At 70.3% G+C, this 16,474-nt stretch carries 10 protein-coding genes; 3 read left to right on the forward strand and 7 right to left on the reverse strand.

The window, feature by feature from the left end; all coding sequences use genetic code 11:
- Positions 1-24 precede the first annotated feature (24 nt).
- Entirely contained in the window at positions 25-1,242 is a 1,218-nt protein-coding gene (locus tag EAS64_RS01670) for a winged helix DNA-binding domain-containing protein (RefSeq protein ID WP_145850931.1), read from the forward strand.
- 188 nt (positions 1,243-1,430) lie between these two features.
- Here EAS64_RS01670 and cysS read toward each other — a convergent pair whose 3' ends face one another.
- The 5 genes from cysS to EAS64_RS01695 all read right to left on the reverse strand — a co-directional run bounded on the left by cysS (position 1,431) and on the right by EAS64_RS01695 (position 10,002).
- Positions 1,431-2,960, reverse strand: coding sequence for a cysteine--tRNA ligase (gene cysS / locus EAS64_RS01675; protein WP_187365621.1), 1,530 nt, complete (start codon positions 2,958-2,960; stop codon positions 1,431-1,433).
- Between the two features lie 41 nt (positions 2,961-3,001).
- Complete coding sequence (locus tag EAS64_RS01680) at positions 3,002-4,798, reverse strand: AMP-dependent synthetase/ligase (protein ID WP_187365622.1); 1,797 nt, start codon at positions 4,796-4,798, stop codon at positions 3,002-3,004.
- A 107-nt stretch (positions 4,799-4,905) separates the two neighbouring features.
- A complete protein-coding gene (locus EAS64_RS01685; RefSeq protein ID WP_145850934.1) occupies positions 4,906-5,928 on the reverse strand; it encodes a hypothetical protein in 1,023 nt (340 codons plus the stop codon).
- A gap of 157 nt (positions 5,929-6,085) precedes the next feature.
- On the reverse strand, positions 6,086-6,547 hold the full coding sequence (locus tag EAS64_RS01690; RefSeq protein WP_145850935.1) for a YybH family protein: 462 nt from the start codon (positions 6,545-6,547) through the stop codon (positions 6,086-6,088).
- A 164-nt stretch (positions 6,548-6,711) separates the two neighbouring features.
- On the reverse strand, positions 6,712-10,002 hold the full coding sequence (locus EAS64_RS01695) for a BTAD domain-containing putative transcriptional regulator (RefSeq protein ID WP_145850936.1): 3,291 nt from the start codon (positions 10,000-10,002) through the stop codon (positions 6,712-6,714).
- Between the two features lie 250 nt (positions 10,003-10,252).
- Here EAS64_RS01695 and EAS64_RS01700 point away from each other — a divergent pair, with 250 nt between their 5' ends.
- Positions 10,253-11,761 carry an alkaline phosphatase family protein gene (locus EAS64_RS01700; RefSeq protein WP_145850937.1) on the forward strand — a complete coding sequence of 503 codons (1,509 nt, stop codon included), beginning with the start codon at positions 10,253-10,255 and terminating at the stop codon, positions 11,759-11,761.
- Here EAS64_RS01700 and EAS64_RS01705 read toward each other — a convergent pair.
- Positions 11,721-13,316, reverse strand: coding sequence for a GMC family oxidoreductase (locus tag EAS64_RS01705; RefSeq protein WP_145850938.1), 1,596 nt, complete (start codon positions 13,314-13,316; stop codon positions 11,721-11,723). The two genes, EAS64_RS01700 and EAS64_RS01705, sit on opposite strands and share 41 nt — an antisense overlap.
- 130 nt (positions 13,317-13,446) lie before the next feature.
- Positions 13,447-14,544, reverse strand: a complete 1,098-nt coding sequence (locus EAS64_RS01710) for a glucosyl-3-phosphoglycerate synthase (protein ID WP_187365624.1) — start codon at positions 14,542-14,544, stop codon at positions 13,447-13,449.
- A gap of 365 nt (positions 14,545-14,909) precedes the next feature.
- On the opposite strand from EAS64_RS01710, the gene EAS64_RS01715 reads away from it, so the two are divergent.
- Positions 14,910-16,424: a hypothetical protein gene (locus EAS64_RS01715; protein WP_222848922.1), complete on the forward strand. Its 1,515-nt coding sequence runs from the start codon at positions 14,910-14,912 to the stop codon at positions 16,422-16,424.
- Positions 16,425-16,474 lie beyond the last annotated feature (50 nt).

Raw genomic sequence — 16,474 nt, forward strand, 5'->3', positions numbered from 1 at the left:
CTGACTCATGGCGGTGTCTGAGTCATGGCAGTGAAGGTTAGCGCCGCGCAGCGGCAAGGGCGGCTCTTCGAGCGGCACCGGCTTGGCGCGCCGGAATCTTCCGGTTCGTCGGTTGCCTCGGTGACCGATTCGCTCATCGCGCTGCATGCGACCGATCCCGTGACGGTGTACCTGTCGGCCTGGGCACGCATCGGGTGCGCGGCCGGGGACGTCGACGCGGCGCTGTATGCGGACCGTGCGGTCGTCAGGATGCTTGGCATGCGGCGGACGGTGTTCGTGGTGCCCGCAGGGCTGGCCGGCGTGGTGCAGGCGGCGTGCACCGATGACGTCGCGAAGCGCATGCGGCGGGGGCTGGTGAAGGACCTGGCAGCCGGCGGGGTGGGCGACGGCGACCCCGACGGCTGGCTGCGGGATGTCGAGGCTGGGGTCCTGCGGGCGCTCGCGGGCCGTGGCGGGGGTGCGAGCGGCGCGGAACTGTCCGCGGACGAGCCCCGGCTGCGGACGCAGCTCGTCTACGCGCCGGACAAGTCATACGGCGGGGTCGCCAACATCACGTCGCGGGTGCTCATCCTGATCGCCGCCGAGGGGCGGACCATCCGCGGACACCGCAAGGGCGGCTGGACCTCCGGGCAGTTCCAGTGGTTCCTGCCTGCGGCGTGGCTGCAGCACGATGCGGCGCCGTCCGGCGACCCCGGTGCGGGTCTTGGCGCGGGCCTGGACGCGGGGGCCGCGCGGATCGAGCTCGCCCGGCGGTGGCTTCATGTGTTCGGCCCCGCGCCGGTGTCCGACCTGCAGTGGTGGGCCGGGTGGACGGGCGCCCAGACGAAGGCGGCGCTCGACGGGCTGCCGGTGACCGAGGTGGACCTCGACGGGCAGGCCGGCGTGATGCTCGCCGATGACCTCGATTTCCCCCCTGGCGCGCCGCCGGCGGCCGCGTTGCTGCCCGCGCTCGACCCGACGCCGATGGGCTGGCAGTCGCGGTCGTGGTACCTGGGACCGCACACGCCGACCCTGTTCGACCGGACAGGCAACATCGGGCCGAGCGTGTGGTGGGCGGGACGCGTGGTCGGCGGCTGGGCGCAGCGCCCATCGGGCGAGGTGGCGTACCGGCTGCTCGAGGACATCGGGGCCGACGGCGCGGCCGCGGTCGCGGCTTTGGCCGGCTCGCTTGAGACGTGGCTCGGGACGGGCCGGGTCACGCCGCGCTTCCGCACCCCGCTGGAACGGGAACTGTCCGGCTAACCGTTGCCGCGGGCGGGGTTTCAGGCGGCGGTTGACGGCCGCTGTCCAGCCGGAAGAACGCCGGAACCCGCGGTGCCCGGTCAGCGTCCTCACGGCCACTGACCACGCACGTGCGCGCCGGTCACACCGTGACCCTCTCCCTCATCTGCGACATCCCCTAGCGCGGCGGCGCGCGGCGGTGGCGGGAGTTAGCGGAGCTGCCAGGTGGGGCCGGAGGGGGTGTCGGTTACCTGGACGCCGAGGGCATCGAGTTCGGCGCGGATCTCGTCGGCGCGTGGCCAGTTCTTCTCCGCGCGCGCCTGGGTGCGCTCGGCGACGAGGCGCTCGATCTCCTGCACTTCGTCCGGGGCCAGGTCCTCGGCGGTGCGGCGCTGCTCCACTTCCGCGAGTTCCAGGTTGTCGAGGCGCAGGCCGAGCAGAGCGTCGGCGGCGGCCACCACGACGCGCAGGCCGTCCGGGGTGAATCCCGGGTCCTTCAGCGCGTCCTGGAGCGTCGCAAGCAGCTTGGGCGTGGCGAGGTCAGTGGAGATCGCGGCGTCGATCGCGTCGAGGTAGGCGAGCGCCGTCTTGATATCGACCGTGTCCGGCACCGCTGCCTCGCCGTCGATGGCGGCACCGGTCGCGTCGACGGGGACGCCGAGCAGTGACCTGGCGGCGGCGAGCGTTTCCACCCGCGGGAACGGGCGGAGCGGTGCCACCCTGGCGACGAGACGGCGCAGCCTCGCCTGGGCGGCGTCCATCGCCGTCAGGGTGAAGTCGACCTGGCTGCGATAGTGGCCGCCGAGCAGGAACAGCCGGTAGGCCATCGGGTGATAGCCCGATTCCACCAGGTCTGCCAGGCGCAGGGTATGGCCGGCCGACTTCGCGATCTTCTGCGCGTCGAGCAGGATGAACTCGTTGTGCAGCCAGTACCGGACCCACGGGCGGTCGTCTTCGAGGTACGCCTCGCTCTGGGCGATCTCGTTGACGTGGTGCAGCTCCCGGTGGTCGATGCCGCCGGTGTGGATGTCGAAGTGGGCGCCGAGCAGCGTCATCGACATCACCGAGCATTCCAGGTGCCAGCCGGGCGCACCCCAGCCCCACGGGGAGTTCCATCGCATGATCCGCCGGACGCCCGGCTCCTCCGCGCGCCACAGCGCGAAGTCGCTGTTATGCCTGCGGCCCTCGACGTGCTCGACGCGGCCCGTCTCCCGCTGGCCCGCCAGGTCGAGCAGCGCGAGGGTGCCGTAGCCGGGCGACTTGGAGGTGTCAAAGTACAGGCCGGACGGCAGCTCGTAGGTGTAGCCCTTGTCCTCGAGCACCTTCGCGAACTCGATCATCTGGTCCACGTAGGCGCTGGCCCGCGGGTACACGTCGGCTGGCTGGACGTTGAGCGCGGCCAGCGCGTCCAGCCAGTCCTGCGCGTAGAACTCGGCGATCTCCTCGACGGACCTGCGTTCCTTCGCCGCCGCGAGCTCGAGCTTGTCCTCGCCGGTGTCCGAGTCCGCGACGGCGTGCCCGACGTCGGTGATGTTCACGACGTGCCGGACAGGAATGCCCTTCCAGCGCAGCGCGCGGCGCAGCGTGTCGGCGAACACGTACGGCCGCATGTTGCCGAGGTGCTGGTAGGAGTAGACGGTCGGCCCGCAGCTGTACAGGCCCACGACGTCGGCGGACGGCGCGAAATCCTCGGTAAGCCGCCCGAGCGAGTTATAGAGCCTCAGCTGATGACCTGTCACCCAAGCCATGATAGGGGCCCCGCCGGGTGCCCAGCGGATCGCTAGTAGTACAGGCTCTCGATCTCCCTCGCATAGCGGTCGACGATCACCCGGCGCCGGCGCTTCATCGACGGGGTGAGCTCGCCCGACTGCGCGGTCCACTCGGCGGGCAGCAGCCTCCACCTGCGGACCTGCTCCGGCCGCGCCAGGTGCGAGTTGGCCTCAGCGACGCCGCGCTCCACCTCGGCGAGCACGGCCGGGTCGGCCGCAAGGTCCGCGAGCGACTCGAACGCGATGCCCTGCGCCCGTGCCCACGCCTGAGCTGTGTCCGGGTCGAGCACGAGCAGCGCGGTCACGTAGTTGCGCCGGTCGCCGACCGCGCAGGCCTGGCCGATCAGCGGGTGGCGCTGCAGCTCGTACTCCACCTGTGCCGGCGAGATGTTCTTACCGCCCGAGGTGATGATCAGCTCCTTCTTCCTGTCCACGATCTTCAGGAAGCCGTCGGCGTCCATCTCGCCGATGTCGCCGGTCGCCAGCCAGCCCGCCGCGTCGATGGTCGCCATGGTCAGCTCGGGGTCCTTGTAGTAGCCGGCCATCACTAGCGGGCCCCGGACGAGTACCTCGCCGTCCTCGGCAATGCGCACCTCCATGCCGGGGAACGCGGTGCCCACCGCGCCGCCGCGGGCGTCGCCGGGCGCGGAGAGCGTCGCCGCGTTGGACAGCTCGCTCATCCCCCAGCCCTCGGTCAACGGCAGGCCGAGCGCACGGAAGAACCCGACGATCTCCGGGTCGATCGGCGCCGCGCCGCTCGTCGCGATCCGGCACCGGTCGAGGCCGATCCTGGTCAGCACGGCCTGCTTCACCGCGTCGGGCAGCGCGCTCACCGCCGCGGGCGTCACGTCGGGAAGCGCGCCGCGCAGTGCGGCGTGCAGCTTCTCCCAGACCCGGGGGATGCCGATAAGCGCGGTCGGGTGGACCTGTGCGGCGATCTCGAACAGCCGCAGGTTGTCCGGGCAGTAGGCCAGCGTCGTCGGGCTCGCCATGGGGCCCCAGTGGTCCACATGGCGCCCGGTGACATGGGCCATCGGCAGGTAGGAGACAAGCGTGGCGGTGCCGTCCTCGGACACCAGCTGATCGTGCGGTATCACCCGCTCGGTCGCCCGCTGCGAGTAGCGGATCCCCCGGTGGGTGATCATGACGCCCTTCGGGCTGCCCGTGGTGCCCGAGGTGTAGATCAGGGTCACTAGGTCGTCCGGTGTCACCTGGCGCCAGGTCCGCTCGAACGCGCCTGGGTCCGCCTCGGCCTCGGCGCGGCCGCGCTCGAGCAGTTCGGCCCAGCCGAGCGTGCCTTCCTCGGCGTCCGTCTCGCCCGAGGGCCCGTCGTCGAGGACGACGAGCGCGCGGAGCTTGGGCAGCAGGTGCCGCACCGAGCGGAGGACCGGGAGGAACTCCCGCTCCACGAAGACCACCGTCGCCTCGCAGTGGCTGATGATGTCCGCGCCCTGCTCGGGGGAGACCGTCGGGTAGATGAATACCGGGATGCCGCGTGCGTGCATCACCGCGTAGTCGGCGATCGTCGCCTGCGAGCGGTTGCGGGACCAGACCGCCGCGAACTCGCCCGGCTGCAGGCCGGTCGCGACGAGCCCGAGCGCCGCGTCCCGCACCCGCTGATACACCTCGGCATAGGTCAGCGAGCGCCACTCGCCGCCGTCCAGCCACTCCTGCGCTACCACATCCGGCGCCTGCGCCACGGTCTCGGCGTAGACGGCAAGCAGTGTCGAGCCGGCGATCTCCGCCTCGATCGACGCTCGGACGGCGGCCACGTCCTCGGGGACACCGGACAAGTCTTCTTGGGTCATGGCGAACATTGTGTACCGATGGTTGCTCGGTGACCAGGGTCGATTTCGCGACAAAATGGACGGCCGCCGGCAGCGGGGTGGTGCTGCCGGCGGCCGGGCTCGGGACGCTAGAAGGGCGGGAAGGCCACCAGGCCGTCGGTGTTGCCTGCTGCGTCGCCGTAGAAGCCGACGATGTCGTTCTCGTTGTTGATGCCGTTGAGCGTCGTGTTGCCGAGGCCGTTCGGGTCGTCGAACTTGGTGATGAACTTGCCGTTGGGCAGGAAGACGAAGCCGTGCGTGGCCGCGGAGTTGCCGCTGCCCGTGGTGTAGAAGCCGACCACCCAGCCGTTATCGTTCAGGCCGAGCGCGCTCGTCGCCGTGGCGCCTGCTACCGCGATCGTGGTGACCTTGCCGGTGTGCGTCTTGGTGAAGGAGACGGTGTTGCCCTTCGCGTTGACGTAGAAGCCGGCGACGGTGCCCTTGTCGTTGATGGCGGCGGCGGTGACCGACGTCGCACCCGGCACCGTGATCACCTTGAACTTCTTCGTGGCGATGTTGTAGGCGAAGCCGTGGGAGTTGCCCGCGTTGTCGTTGTAGAAACCGACCGCGGTCCCGGTGTCGTTGATGCCGAGCAGCTGGTCCTGCGGCGGGGTGGAGTTGTTCTTGGCCGGGAAATTGACCTCGTGGTACTTCCCGTTCTGGCGCCAGAAGCCGAAGTTGCTGTCCGGGTTGCCGTTCTTGTTCTGCGTGGAGAAGAAGCCGACCTCGATGCCGGTGTCGTTCAGGCCCGTGATCTGGGTCTGCACGGAGCCGGGGAAGTTCTCGTGCTGGAAGTCGTTCTGCGCGTACGGCGCGCTGATCTCGTAGCCCTTGTTCGGGTGGCCGGGCACGCCGGCGCCGAAGTACCCGGCGATCTGGCCCCTGTTGTTGATGCCGAGCAACTGGTTGAACGTGCGGTCCTGGTGGCTGCCGATCTCGACGAACTGGTAGCCGGCGGCCCCAGCGGCCGCGGGCGAGGTCGCCGCGTCAAGCGTCGCAAGGGCCGTGCTGCCCCCGGCAGCCGACGCGCTCCCGGTGAGCGACCCGATAGCGAGCGCGCTCGCGGCCAGCGCGGCCACACCGCCGCCAAGCAAGCGGTAAGAAATGCCCATGATGACGATCCCTTCTGATTAACCCCGTGGTCCGCCGGGTGCGGGCGGTGTCGCCCGCACCCGGCGGTGTTCGCGAATCACTGTGTGCTGACGAATCCGGGGGAATCTTCGGGGGTTATGGGTGACTCATCGGGGGCGCGGCTATGCGCGTGCCTGGCTATTCGGCACCGCTGTTGTCCGTCAGCTGCCAGGCGTCGGCCGCGATCCGCCAGGTGCCGTCGTCTTGCGGCCGCACCACCGTGCAGCCGACGCCGTGCAGGCTGACCGGCTGACCGTCCGGCCCCTGTCCCGCGATGCGCCGCTCGCAGACCAGCATCGTCAGGCCCGCCGCAGGCAGCACCGCGATGAGCCGGACATCCAGGGGAAGGCGCAGCCGCATGATGCCGGCCATCGTCTCCGCGAGCCGACGGCCGTCCCCGCCGTTGCCCGGGTGGCCATTCGGACTGTCTCGGCCAGCCAGGCCGTCTCCGCCGTCCTGGCTGGCCAATGGCAGCAGTGCGGCGGCGGGCTCGTACTGGGCGACCGCGGCGCCGAGGTCGCCATCGCTGACGGCGAGCGCGACCAGTTCCGCGGCCTCCGACGGCCGCCGGGCGGCAGGCGGGGCGATCGGATCGGACAACTATGCCTCCAGCCGCAGCGCCCGCGTGCGCACGCGCGCGGCCGCGCGCGCGGCCAGGGAACGGCTTTTCCCCGGGGCACGAGTCTGGCATCGCCGGTGCCGGGGAGCGTACTGCGACAAGGGGAATCACCGGGTGAAACGCAGGGGGCACCCAACGCCGGGAGTCAGCCGCCGCCCGACAGCCGCTCGTACAGCGCGGTGGTCTCCGCGGCCGGCGGGACGCCGACCTGCTCGCGCAGGAGCGCCGTCAGCTCGGTGTAGTGCCGCACCGCGCGGGCGGTCTCGCCAAGCCGGGACCAGCAGGTCATCAGCTCGCGGTGCGCCGACTCGTTCAGCGGCTCATGCTCGATCGCGCGGCGGAAGACGGCGACCGCCGCCTGGTGGCGTCCCGCCGCTACGTGCAGGCGGCCGGCCGCGAGCAGCGCCGACTCGAACCGGCGGCGCAGTTCGTCGCGGCGGGTGCTCGCCCACTCCCCCGCGCTCATCCCGGCCAGGAAGTCACCGCCGTACGCGGCGACGGCGCGCTGCAGGTCGGGCAGCGCGGCGCTCGCCGGGCGGGCCCGGCTGGCGGCGGCGAGCGCGGACTCGAACGCGTCCACGTCGCAGTCGCACGGGCGGTCCCGATTGACCGTGTACTGGCCCGCGGCGTACCGCACCCAGTGGTTGCCGCCGAGCGCGCGCCGCAGCTCGCGCAGCGCGGTGTGCAGCGCGTTGCCCAGCTGCTGCCGCGACAGGTCAGGCCACAGCGCGGCGCCGAGCTGCTCCCTGGTCAGCGGGGGCGACGTGACCAGCAGGAATAGCAGCTCGCGGGGCTTGGCGTAGCCCCAGTCCGCGGTCGTCAGGGCGACACCGCCGAGCTCCACGGTCGCCCTGCCGAGCGCGCGCACGCGCAGCGGTCCCTCCGCCCGGTCCGCCGTGCCCGCCTGCGCCGGCATCCGGCGGCCCGGCCTCCCCGCTGGCTGCGGGCCGGCCGGCGCGGCCAGCGGCACCGGGTCACCCCCCGACCCACCGGAATCAAACCCATCAGGAGGAACGGTTGCGGCTGACCCCGACGAGTCCGCAGTCACCGTCCGTCCGGCCCGCGGGCTGGCCGGTGTCTCCGACGGCACGACCGCGACCGTGGGTGCCTGCCCGGGCTGCGCTGCGGTGAGCACTGGAGTCGCGCCGGTCACCGGCGACGCGGTCGGCTGCCCAGGAATCGCGGACACCAGCACCGGGGTTACGCCGGTCAGCGGAGAGGCTCCGGTCATTTCGGGCAGCCCGGAGGCGGTGCTGCCACGGCGCCAGGCGGCCTGGTAGGCGGCGTCGCCGAGGGCCGCTCTCGCGGCGGCGACAATCTTTTCGTGCTGTGCGCGCTCCACTGGCGGTATGACGGTGCCGATCGCCTCGCGCGTCGCGTGGGCGAGCCCTAGTAGCCGCGCAGCCCGCTCCGCCCCGGCGGCTCGCTCGGCCCCAGGGCTCCGCTCCGGCCCGGCGGTCCGGGTAGCCGGGGTACCGTCCGGGGCGTCATGCGCCAGCGAGACCGCGGCGAGGTTCTCAAGGACGCTGGCCACGCGCCAGCGGTCGCGCAGCTCGTCGTGTGTGGCGTAGCTGAACCGCAGCCGCGTCTCCGCCGTCGCCTTGTCGCCTTTGGCGAGGGCGACAAGGCCGAGTTGCTCCTCACACCAGGCGGTTCCCTCGCGAAAGCCGATCGAGCGAGACAGCTCGAGGGATTCGGCCAGCGATTCCGCCGCGGCCGCCAGGTCGCCGGCGTAGCGGGCCGTCACGCCGAGGCTGATCAGCGACCAGGCGATGCCCTCCGCGTCGCCGAGCGCGCGGAACATCGCGAGGGCGCGGGTGCATTCGCTCGCCGCCAGCTCAAGGTTCCCCTGGAGCCAGGAGACGAAGCCGAGATAACCGTGCGCGCTCGCCTCGGCCCACTGGTCGCCCGCGGCCTGGGCAAGCCGCAGCCCCTCTTCGTGCAGTTGCCCGGACCTGACGTACCTGCCCTGCTCGCGTGCCACGCTGCCCAGCGCCTGGAGGCACGCGGCGGTTCCCGCGTCGTCGGCGAGCTCACGGTAAAGCAGCAGCGCGGCGTCGAGGCGGCGGACCGCGGGCTCGTAGTCGCATTGCAGGTAGGCGAGGCGGCCGCTGCCGTACAGCGCTCGCGCGCGCAGTTCGGGCGGCGCGCCGGGGCCGTCGGCCACCGCCTGGTCCATCCACTCGCGCACCTCGCGATAGTGACCGCGCAGGTAGGCGTACCTGCCGAGCTGGCCCACGATCCGCAGCGCGGCGACCGCATCGCCGCTGCCCCGTGCGTACTCGGTGGCCGCGCGCAGGTTGGCCCGCTCCTGGTCGACCCGGTCGAGTTCCGCCTCGAGTCCTGCCGCAGCCGCGTGCTCGATGCTGTCGCCCGCCTCCTCGGCGAACCCGGTGTAGTGGGCAAGGTGCGCGCGCCGCGCCTGGTCGCGCTCGTCCGCCTGGGCGAGCTTGTCCGCCGCGTACTCGCGGATCGTGGCAAGCAGGTGATAGCGCTCGCTGTCCACCTGGAGCAGCGACTTGTCCGCGAGCCTGCTCAGCAGGTCGAAGACCTGGCCAGGCGCGATGCCGCGGAAGGCGGTGACCTGTTCGGCAGCGGGCAGGGTGAACCCGCCGACGAACACCGCGAGCCTGCGGAAGACCGTCCGTTCCTGGCCGTTGAGCAGCTCATAGGACCAGTCGAGCGTGGCGCGCAACGCCTGGTGGCGCGCCGGCGCCGACCGCGCGCCGCCGGTCAGCACGCCGAACACGTCGTCGAGCCGCCGCGCGAGCTGCCCGACAGAAAGGACCCGCATCCTGGCGGCGGCCAGCTCGATCGCCAGCGGCAGTCCGTCGAGGCGCTCGCACACCTCCACGACCGCATCCCTGCTCGCGTCGGTAATGGCGAAGGCCGGCGCGACAAGGCGCGCACGGTCCTCAAACAGCCGCGCCGCGTCCGCGCGCTCGAGCGGCGGCACCGGCCAGGAGCGTTCGCCCTCGACGCCAAGCGGCTCCCTGCTGGTGGCGAGAACGGTAAGCGCCGGGCACTCGGCGAGCAGGTACTCGGCGAGGCTCGCGATCTCGGCGGCCAGGTGCTCGCAGTTGTCGAGCACCACAAGCAGCCCGCCCGAGTGGCGGTAGGCGGCCAGGTGGGCGGCGATGGCGGCGGACGGCTCGACGCCTGGTGTTTCCTGCACGCCGAGTCTGCCCGCCAGCGCGGGAGCGATGAGCGGCGGATCGGATAGCGGCGCCAGCTCGACCCAGGCCACGTCCAGGTCCGTGGCCGCGAGTTCGCCCGCGGCGGCGAGCGCGAGCCGGGTCTTGCCCGCACCGCCCGGCCCGGTCAGCGTGAGCATGCGACAGCCGGCGAGGGCGCGCGTCACCGCGCCAAGCTCGCCGTCCCGGCCCACAAGCGGCGTCAGCCGCACGGGGAGCCGTCCTGTCGTCAGCACCGCCATCTGTCGCGTCCGCCCCGCGTCTCGCCGACAAGCCACCGCATCAGTCTTTCACGAAGCTAACGAAACGATGCTCCGCAAGGAATAGGGCAGATGTCTCACTGAACGGAAAGTTAGGAATTGTTTTTCTGCCGCCATGGCATAGCGGATCTATCACCGGCGGGTGGGACGTGACGGCTCTTAATGTTTTCTTTGTATTTTGTCTCAGGCGCTTTCGGGGTGTGGCGGCTTGATGACATGATTTCGCCGAGGGATGGCCTCAGGGGAAGGGTCGAACCGGATGCTGGAACGGGCGGAACGCAGGAGCATCGAGCGTCGGGGTCTTGTCGCGGGGCCGGCGGAGCGGCCGCGTCCGGACCTGGATCCCGGCACGGACCTGCTGCCGAAGATCAAGCACATCGTCGTACTGATGATGGAGAACCACTCCTACGACAACTACCTGGGCACGCTGGCCGGCCGGGGCGAGGGGCTGCCCGTCGACGATTCCGGCGCGCCCGCCGCGGTCAACAAGCTGTCCGACGGGCGGGAGTTCACCTCGTGGCACCTGGCCTCCACCAGCCAGACCGCGGGCAACCCGACCCAGACGTGGAACGCCAGCCACATCGCGGACGCGGACGGCAGCTGCGGTGGCTTCGCCGAGTCGGTGTTCAAGACAGTGAAGGGCGCTGACCCCGCCGTCCCGATGGGCTACTGGACCGAGACGGACCTGCCCTTCTATCACGGGCTCGCCAGGGTCTTCCCGGTGGCCGACCGCTGGTTCTGCTCCTGTCTCGGTCCGACCTTCCCGAACCGGCGGTTCCTGATCGCCGGGACGGCGCACGGGCTGATCGACGACCTGCCCTGGGACCTCGTCGATTACCCAGAGGCGGGGACGATCTTCGACGCGCTGACCAAACACGGCATCATGTGGGTGAACTACCACAACGTGCACCCGGTGTCCGTGGTGCTCAAGCGGCTGCTGGGCGGCGCGGGGCTTGTCCTGCTGCGGCGGCTCGCCGCGGTTGGCCGCTGGCTGCCAGGGGTGACCAACGCGATCCGCGGCAACAAGTCGTTCACCGCCGACCTGTACCCGCTCGGGTTCACCGGCAGCATCAGGCACCTGCGGAGCACGCAGCAATTCTTCGCCGACGCGAAGGCGGGGAAGCTGCCGCCAGTGTCCGTCGTCGACCCGGACTTCGGCCTCTACTCCGAGGAAAACCCGCAGGACATCACGCAGGGCGAGGCGTTCTCCGCCGCGGTGGTCAACGCGGTCATGAACGGCCCCGACTGGGAGTCGACGCTGCTCATCTGGACCTACGACGAGCACGGCGGCTACTACGACCACGTGGCGCCGCCGGCCGCCGTCGCACCGGACGACGTGCCCGCGCGCAACTGGCAGCTGTCGCACCGGTGGTTCCGCGCCCTGTTGCGCCTGGTCCTGCCCAAGCAGCTCGCCGAGCTCGAGAACGCCGACGACGGTCCCGTCACCTACGACCGCTACGGGTTCCGCGTTCCCGCGGTGATCGTCTCGCCGTACGCGAAAAAGGACTGCGTCCTGCACAACGAGTTCGACCACACCTCGATACTCAAGCTGATCGAGGAGAAGTGGAACCTGCCGCCGCTCACCCATCGCGACGCCCATGCCACCTCGCCGCTCGGCGCGCTCGACCTCGATGCGCCGCCCGCGTTCCTGACGCCGCCCCAGCTGCCCGCCGCGGGCGCTGGCGGCTTCCACTTCCAGGCTAGGCGGTCAGGAATTCTGCGCAGCGCTCGCCGATCATGATGCTCGGCGCGTTGGTGTTGCCCGAGGTGACCGCCGGCATGACCGACGCGTCGGCGACGCGCAGGCCAGGCACGCCGTAGACGGTGAGGTCGGCGGGGCTGACCACGGCCCGGTTGTCGATGCCCATCTTGCAGGTGCCGGCCTGGTGGTGATAGGTGATCAGGTTCCGCATGCCGTACTCGATCAGTTCCTCGTCGGTTCTGACGTCGGGGCCCGGTGCGATCTCGCGCGCGCGGAACTCGCTCAGCGCGCTTGCCTGGCCGACCTCGCGGGACAGCTTCAGGCTGGCGAGCAGCGCCCGCACGTCGGCCTTCTCCTCCAGGTAGTGCGGATCGATGACGGGGTGCTCCGCCGGGTCCGCGGAGCGGAGCCACAGCCTGCCGCGGCTCAGCGGGCGGATGATGCCCGCCACGATCGCGTATCCGTCGCCGTATTCGAGCTGCGGGTAGCCTTCGACGGGCATCGGGAAGTGCGACATGAGCGGCTGGAGGTCGGGCGCGGTCATCCCGGGGTCGCTCTTGGCGAAGAAGTGCGCCTCCAGGTTGTTGGCCTTGCCCTCGGGGATCTTCCGTGCCGATTCATACAGCAGCGTGGCGAGCGCGTGGTCGTGCAGGTTGCCGCCCACGCCGGCCAGGTCGGCGCGCACCTCGATGCCGAGCGGCTTGAGGTCGTCGGCGGGGCCGATGCCGGAAAGCAGCAGCAGCTGCGGTGAGCCGATCACGCCCGCGCAGACGATGACGTCAGCAGAGCAGCGCAGCTCGGTGGCCGTCCACTCGGGGAGGACCGGGCGGGGGACGGAGTCAGCCGGATCCGTTCGGTGGGCGTAGACAAGGCCAGGCCGGGACAGGCGGATTCCTGCCGCACGACCGGTGCCGTCGAAGACCAGGGTTTTGACCTGGGCGCTGGTGACGACGGTGAGCAGCGGGCTGTCGACCACCGGCTCGATGAACGCGGTCCAGGTGGACATCCGCCGGCCGTCGCGCACCGTCATGTGCGACAGGCCGACGCCGAGGATGTCGTCGGCGTTGGGGTCGTCGTTGCGCGGCACGCCGGTCTCCGCGGCGGCCTCGATCATCGCGAGCGTCGCCGGGTTCGGCTCCTTGATGTGGGTGACTGGGAGCGGGCCGCCGGTGCCGTGGTACTCGCTCGGGCCGTCCTCGTAGTCCTCCGACTTCTTGAAGTACGGCAGCACGTCGCGGTAGGACCAGCCGGGTGCGCCGTTGTAGGCCCACGCGTCGAAGTCGGACTTCGCGCCGCGGATGTAGATCATCCCGTTGAGCGAGCTCGAGCCGCCGAGCACCTTGCCGCGCGGCCAGAAGAGGCTGGTCTTGAGCGAGTGCTGCTGCGGCTCTGTCCAGAACGCCCAGTCCTCGGGCGAGTTCCACAGCTCCCAGGAGCGGTTCGGCTTGTGGATGGCCGGGTTGTAGTCAGGGCCGCCCGCCTCGACGAGCGCGACCCTGCGGCCCGCGTCCACCAGGCGGCGGGCGATCACGCAGCCGGCCGAGCCCGCGCCGACGACGATGTGATCGAACTCTTCGCTCTTGCCGGCTGACATGCCGCCCTCCCAGTCCGCCGCGCTGGCGCTCGTCCCGGCACTCGTTCTGGCGCTGCCGTGGCCAGGGTCCTGGGGCACATCATCCCAATTCCGGCGCGGATGTCATTGAGTTCGCGGCACAGACTCCTGATCACTGGCTTGTGCAGGCATGGGACAAGGCGAGGGCGCCACCCCGGAGCAGTTCCGTGGTGGCGCCCTCGGGAGCGAATAACGCGGTCGCGGTGAGCGCGTTGCCGTCGGCGAGGCTGGCGAGCGGCGGCCGTTCGACGAGCTCGTTCAGCTGTTCGTCGAGCCGCAGCCCCTCATCCGTCGCGACGGCGTGCAGGTACGTGTCCGGCGGCCGCAGCTCCCACAGGCCCGGCATGGACGGGTCGAGGCCGGCGCCGAGTTCCACGCCATCGAGGCGCTGCCCGAGGTCCTCGCGCGCGGCGACGGTGCGCAGCACGACCGAGGACATCTTCGTGAGGCTGGAAAGCGGCTGATGCCTGTTCTGCCTCGTGCCGAGGTCCACCTGGGCCATGCTTTCCAGGCCTACCTGGTCGAGCACGTCGATCAGCATGCCGATCTCCACGCCGTAGCCGGTGAAGAACGGGACGCTGCTCAGCACCTCACGGCGCGCCGCGAACTCGCCTGCCAGCGGCTGCACGAACCCGGCGAGCTCCGGATAGAACAGGTTGAGCAGCGGCTTGGCCATCAGCTCGGTGACTCGCCCGCCGCCGTCGAGTATCTTTTCCTCCCCCTGCTTGAAAGGCCGCCGGTAGGCGGCCTTCACGAACTGGAGCCGGGGATCAGCCAGCAACGGGCCGAGCGTCCCGTAGACGAAGTGCTCCTCGAAGTCGATGGTGTCGGCATCCGCGAACATCACGATGTCCCCGCTGGCCACGGACAGGGCGCGCCACATCGCGTCGCCCTTGCCCTGCGCCGGCCCGTACCCCAGCATGAGCTCGTTCTCCGAGTAGACCTCGGCGCCATGGGCGCGGGCCACGTCGGCGGTGCCGTCCGGTGAGTCGGCGTCGATGACGATCACCTGGTCGGGCAGCCCGGTGCGGGCGCGGAGTTCTTCGACGATGGAGAGGATGGTGCCGATGGTGCCTGCGACGTTGCGGGCCGGGAAGATCAGGGTAGTAGTGGGCCGTTCCGCCCGAGTACCACTCGCCTCACCAAGACCGGCGAAGTCCCGGTGGTGATACGAGCGCTGCTCAAACCATTCCCAGACTGTCATGCTCATATAACGCCATCCTGATCCGTTTAGTTGCACCGCGGTCGAAGTTGTCTGTCTTGCGGTCCCTTCCTGCCCGATTGGGCTACCCACGGCGGGGGCGAGTATGCGGTATGTGATCTTTCCCATCCGGCTATTTGGGTATATATCGGACACTCCGCTGGCCCATTTAACGGCTGCTCGTTGACGGACCTAACGTTAAGAACTGGTTTAGATGTAACGACTGTCAAATTGGTCATGCTAATGGCACTTTTCGTTCATCTTCGTGACGCATGACGGACGCGCGCCGGGGATTCGATGTCCCGGGGCTTTCCCGCCCACCGGCACTCGGCGGGCACTCGGCGGCTTCGGGCGTCCGCGTTCTAGGAGGATTCATGCGTCAGAGAACCGGCATCGCCGCGTTCGTGACAGCCGCAGGCGTGGCGGGCGTGCCCGACATCGTGGCCGGGCAGACCGTGCTGCCGCCGGGATCGGGCTCGGCCGGCGCGACCGCCATCGCCGGCGGCGACTACCCGTACGTGTTCAACAACGACACGGTCGACGCGAGCTTTGGCGTGACGTCCAGGCTCTACCTGAAGCAGATCACCCCCTGGGGCCAGCCGCAGGGCACCATCCCGGTGCCGAGCGGCGACCTGGTCACCAGCTTCTCCTCGAAGTCCGAGGGCGCGCTCAACCTGTCGTCCGACGGCAAGTACCTGTCGTTCATCGACTACGTGGCCGCGCCGGACACGGTCGACGTCTCCAACGCGAATACCCCTGGTGTCATCGACACGACCAACCCGGTCAGCGCCGCCTACTACCGCGCCGTGGCGTCGCTGTCGGAGAACGGCAAGTGGACCTTTACCGAGACCAACGCCTACAGCGGCAACAACGGCCGCGCCGCGGTCGAGGCCAAGGTCAACGGCAAGTACTACATCTACACCGCGGGCAACGCGGGCAACGGGTCCAACCCGCAGCCCACCGGCGTCGTGCTCGGCGCGGGCACGCAGATCATGACTCCGTCGGCCCTGCCCGAGGCGGACCAGACTCCAGGCCAGCCCACCCCGGTCGGCTCGTTCAACGTTACTCAGCTCGGCGACAAGGCCGACAAGGTCGGCAAGGACGACAACTTCCGCGGCCTGACGCTCTACAACGGCGTGCTCTACTACACCAAGGGCAGCGGCAGCAACGGCGTCAACACCATCTACTTCCTCGACACGACGGGGACCGCGTGCCCGGGAGGCAGCGGACTGCCGGTCGCCGGGGCGCCGCTGCCGACCTCGGACATCGCGTCCACGCTGACCGCGACGGGACTCGCGAGCAACATGTGCGTGCTCAAGGGCTTCCCGACCGTGCTCGCCAAGTCGGCGACCGACGCCTCTGACTATCCGTTCGGCATCTGGTTCGCCAACCCGACCACGCTGTACGTGGCCGACGAGGGCGCCGGCGACAACGCCTACTCCTCCGCAAGCGGCAGCTACACCGCGGCGGCCGCCTCCACCACAGCCGGCCTGCAGAAATGGGTGTACAACGCGACCGCCGGCCAGTGGCAGCTCGCCTACACCCTGCAGAACGGGCTCGGCCTCGGCACCCCGTACACCGTCCCCGGTTACCCGACCGGGATCAACTCGGTGACGTCGCTGCCGTGGTCGCCGGCCACCGACGGTCTGCGGAACATCACCGGCAGGGTCAACCGCGATGGCTCCGTGACCATCTACGGGGTCACCTCGACCGTGAGCGGCGGCGGCGACCAGGGCGCCGACCCGAACAAGCTGGTGGCGATCACCGACAACCTCGGTGCGACCAGCCTGCCGGCGTCCGAGCGGTTCTTCACCGTGGTACCCGCCCGCTACGACCAGGTGGTGCGCGGCGTGTCGTTCACGCCAGGCACCGACCATGACCATTTCTAGCGGCTGACTGCTTCCGGCCGATTCCTAACGGTTTAGTGCGCTGCCCTGAC

This window comes from Trebonia kvetii, from assembly GCF_007827045.1.
GTDB lineage: Bacteria > Actinomycetota > Actinomycetes > Streptosporangiales > Streptosporangiaceae > Trebonia > Trebonia kvetii.

What these genes read in the sequence shown, in the direction of transcription:
- EAS64_RS01715 (WP_222848922.1), top strand. Translation starts at nt 14,910, where the DNA reads ATGCGTCAGAGAACCGGCATCGCCGCGTTCGTGACAGCCGCAGGCGTG.
- EAS64_RS01710 (WP_187365624.1), bottom strand. Translation starts at nt 14,544, where the DNA reads ATGAGCATGACAGTCTGGGAATGGTTTGAGCAGCGCTCGTATCACCAC.
- EAS64_RS01705 (WP_145850938.1), bottom strand. Translation starts at nt 13,316, where the DNA reads ATGTCAGCCGGCAAGAGCGAAGAGTTCGATCACATCGTCGTCGGCGCG.
- EAS64_RS01680 (WP_187365622.1), bottom strand. Translation starts at nt 4,798, where the DNA reads ATGACCCAAGAAGACTTGTCCGGTGTCCCCGAGGACGTGGCCGCCGTC.
- EAS64_RS01695 (WP_145850936.1), bottom strand. Translation starts at nt 10,002, where the DNA reads ATGGCGGTGCTGACGACAGGACGGCTCCCCGTGCGGCTGACGCCGCTT.
- EAS64_RS01670 (WP_145850931.1), top strand. Translation starts at nt 25, where the DNA reads ATGGCAGTGAAGGTTAGCGCCGCGCAGCGGCAAGGGCGGCTCTTCGAG.
- EAS64_RS01685 (WP_145850934.1), bottom strand. Translation starts at nt 5,928, where the DNA reads ATGGGCATTTCTTACCGCTTGCTTGGCGGCGGTGTGGCCGCGCTGGCC.
- EAS64_RS01700 (WP_145850937.1), top strand. Translation starts at nt 10,253, where the DNA reads ATGGCCTCAGGGGAAGGGTCGAACCGGATGCTGGAACGGGCGGAACGC.